5 protein-coding genes are annotated in these 2,182 nt (G+C 47.7%); all 5 read left to right on the plus strand.

Translation table 11 applies throughout. The features are described from left to right. The first annotated feature begins 85 nt into the window (after positions 1 to 85). Entirely contained in the window at positions 86 to 580 is a 495-nt protein-coding gene (locus ACFIN0_RS08455; RefSeq protein ID WP_375701379.1) for a phage virion morphogenesis protein, read from the plus strand. Continuing rightward, complete coding sequence (locus ACFIN0_RS08460; RefSeq protein ID WP_375702311.1) at positions 577 to 1,098, plus strand: hypothetical protein; 522 nt, start codon at positions 577 to 579, stop codon at positions 1,096 to 1,098. The genes ACFIN0_RS08455 and ACFIN0_RS08460 overlap by 4 nt, the downstream gene beginning before the upstream one ends. Continuing rightward, positions 1,095 to 1,688, plus strand: coding sequence for a baseplate assembly protein (locus ACFIN0_RS08465; protein WP_375702312.1), 594 nt, complete (start codon positions 1,095 to 1,097; stop codon positions 1,686 to 1,688). Before ACFIN0_RS08460 ends, ACFIN0_RS08465 begins: the two co-directional genes overlap by 4 nt. A gap of 12 nt (positions 1,689 to 1,700) precedes the next feature. Continuing rightward, positions 1,701 to 1,901: a hypothetical protein gene (locus ACFIN0_RS08470; RefSeq protein WP_375620339.1), complete on the plus strand. Its 201-nt coding sequence runs from the start codon at positions 1,701 to 1,703 to the stop codon at positions 1,899 to 1,901. 3 nt (positions 1,902 to 1,904) lie between these two features. After that, positions 1,905 to 2,182 (plus strand): GPW/gp25 family protein (locus ACFIN0_RS08475; protein WP_375702313.1); only part of this gene is annotated, 278 nt, incomplete at its 3' end.

Raw genomic sequence — 2,182 nt, forward strand, 5'->3', positions numbered from 1 at the left:
GATGAACCTAAAATTATGAGCGAAGATGGACCGGTTCGTGATGGGGCTTTTTTCCATGCTAAGCCGCGTTTGATGGGAAGATAACATGTCTGTTTCAACCCATATTGAGATTAAAGAGACAGGGCTTGAAGCGGCTTTATCCTTTTTGCAAAAGGGGGCTGATAGCTCGATGGGGACTTTGGCACAAGGGGTTGGGCGTCTCATCCAAGAAAGCACAAGGCGGCGGATTCAAAGTGAAAAAACCTCTGCCCAAGGAGAGAAGTGGAAAAACAATTATGCTCGCACCTCCATTCTTTTTGCCAGTGGGGCGCTTTCACGCTCCATTGATATGAAAGCTTCACCAGAAAAGGTGATTGTGGGCTCTGGGTTGGTTTATGCGCGGATTCATCAATTGGGTGGGGTTATTCACCCGAAAAATGGCAAGACATTGCGCTTTTTTCTGAAAAGCAGCAAAGCACACCGCTTTGTTTGTATGCATCAGGTAACCATGCCCGCACGCCCTTATTTGGGGCTTTCTGAGCGCAATAAAGTGGAAATTGTCAAAGCGGCAGAAGATTGGCTGGGAAGGGTCTTTGCATGAGTCAAACGATTAAAAATGCTGGGCGCATTAATCAGTTTCGTGAGGCGGTGATAGGGAGCCTTAAAGGCGCTTTGCCGGATGTGCGTGATTGCGCCTGTCAATTTGGACGTTTTAACTTAGAAGAATTGGAAACACAAATGCTTGTGGCACCAGCAATACGCGTTGCGGTGTTAGAAAGTCGCTTAACTTCTGTGGCTTCTGGACACATGAGTGCTGATCTTCATTTAGGGGCTTTTATTATTACCACAGGTAAAGAGCGTGATGTTTCCAGTTGGCTTTTGGCAGAAGCTATTGCGGTGCTTTGTCATAGCGGGCAATTGTGGGGGCTAACGCATTTGAGTGCCCCGCGTGATGTCCAGATTGAACCGATTATCTCTGCGGCGATTAAGCAGCGTGGTGTGTCGATTAGTGTGGTGGAATGGCACCAAGATTTGTATCATTTGGGAAAAGATATTTTTTGTGATGAGGGACAACTCAAAAGTGGTTTGATTTCATGGGACAATGAGGTGGGGGCATGAATGATGCACATCTCTTAAGTGATACCTTTCGACAAATCATGAAGCGTCTTGATGCGCTTGAACGCTGTCTTGCCAACCAGCACATGATCGGGCGGGTTGTGCAAGTTGATGGCCATAGGGTGCGGGTGAAACTTTCCGAACAGGGTTCTAATGGACAAGCAGTTTTATCGCCTTGGTTGCAAGCGCAAGAAGCTTCTGGCGCTCTCTCAAGCAATATGCCCCTCCATGTTGGTGATCCGGTGCGGTTGTTAAACCCCCATGGTGAGATTGGCTCTGCTTCTCTGGTGGTGCGCGATAGCTATAGTGAAGATGCACCTAATCCCGCACGCTCTTGCCAAGAACTTGCTCTGTGTTATGCGGGTGGCGCTTTGCGGATGACAAAAGATGAGCTCATTCTCTCTCATGGGGAAAATCAAATTCATTTGAGTGAAAAAGGTTTGGTGCTTTCTCATCAAGCAACCCGTGTTGAATTAACGGGCAGTGTGCGGATTCAAGCAGAAGATTTACAGCATAATCAAAAATCTGTTGGCGCAAGCCACAAACACGGTGGGGTCAAAATGGGTCCCTCCACAACCTCTTCCCCTCTTTAAAGGAGTTTTATCATGCGTGAGAACACTTATGTTATTTTAACCAATGCCGATTTTGTTGCAGGCAAGCGTTCACCGGGCAAGGGTGAGGAAATTTGTTTAAGTGAGGAAGCGGCTAAATATCCGTTGCTGCTTGGTCAGATCGCTGAAAAACCAGCCCCTGTTGTTGCTGCGGCCCCAACGGTCTCTACCACAAAGACAAGCAAAGGGGCATAAGCCATGCGGTGCGGGATGAGCGAAAAGGATGGCTCTCTTTTATATGGCTTTGCGCATTGTCAACAGTCACTTCGTAAATGTCTGACGACAAGAATTGGGACACGGGTTTTGCGTCGTCATTATGGATGTGATGTTGGAGCATTCCAAGATGCCAATGCTGATCCTGCGACGATGATGCAGCTTTATCAAGCAATTGTTGAAGCACTCGATGATCCAGAGTGTGGAGAGCCTGGGTTCTCGTTGCAGAGGATTGATCTGACAAAAGCAACGCGTGAAGGCAC

It is taken from the genome of Bartonella sp. AA89HNZF, from assembly GCF_042196905.1.
GTDB lineage: Bacteria > Pseudomonadota > Alphaproteobacteria > Rhizobiales > Rhizobiaceae > Bartonella.

Excerpts from the sequence above, each read along its gene's own strand:
- ACFIN0_RS08455 (WP_375701379.1), top strand. The coding sequence starts at position 86 with ATGTCTGTTTCAACCCATATTGAGATTAAAGAGACAGGGCTTGAAGCG.
- ACFIN0_RS08460 (WP_375702311.1), top strand. The coding sequence starts at position 577 with ATGAGTCAAACGATTAAAAATGCTGGGCGCATTAATCAGTTTCGTGAG.
- ACFIN0_RS08465 (WP_375702312.1), top strand. The coding sequence starts at position 1,095 with ATGAATGATGCACATCTCTTAAGTGATACCTTTCGACAAATCATGAAG.
- ACFIN0_RS08470 (WP_375620339.1), top strand. The coding sequence starts at position 1,701 with ATGCGTGAGAACACTTATGTTATTTTAACCAATGCCGATTTTGTTGCA.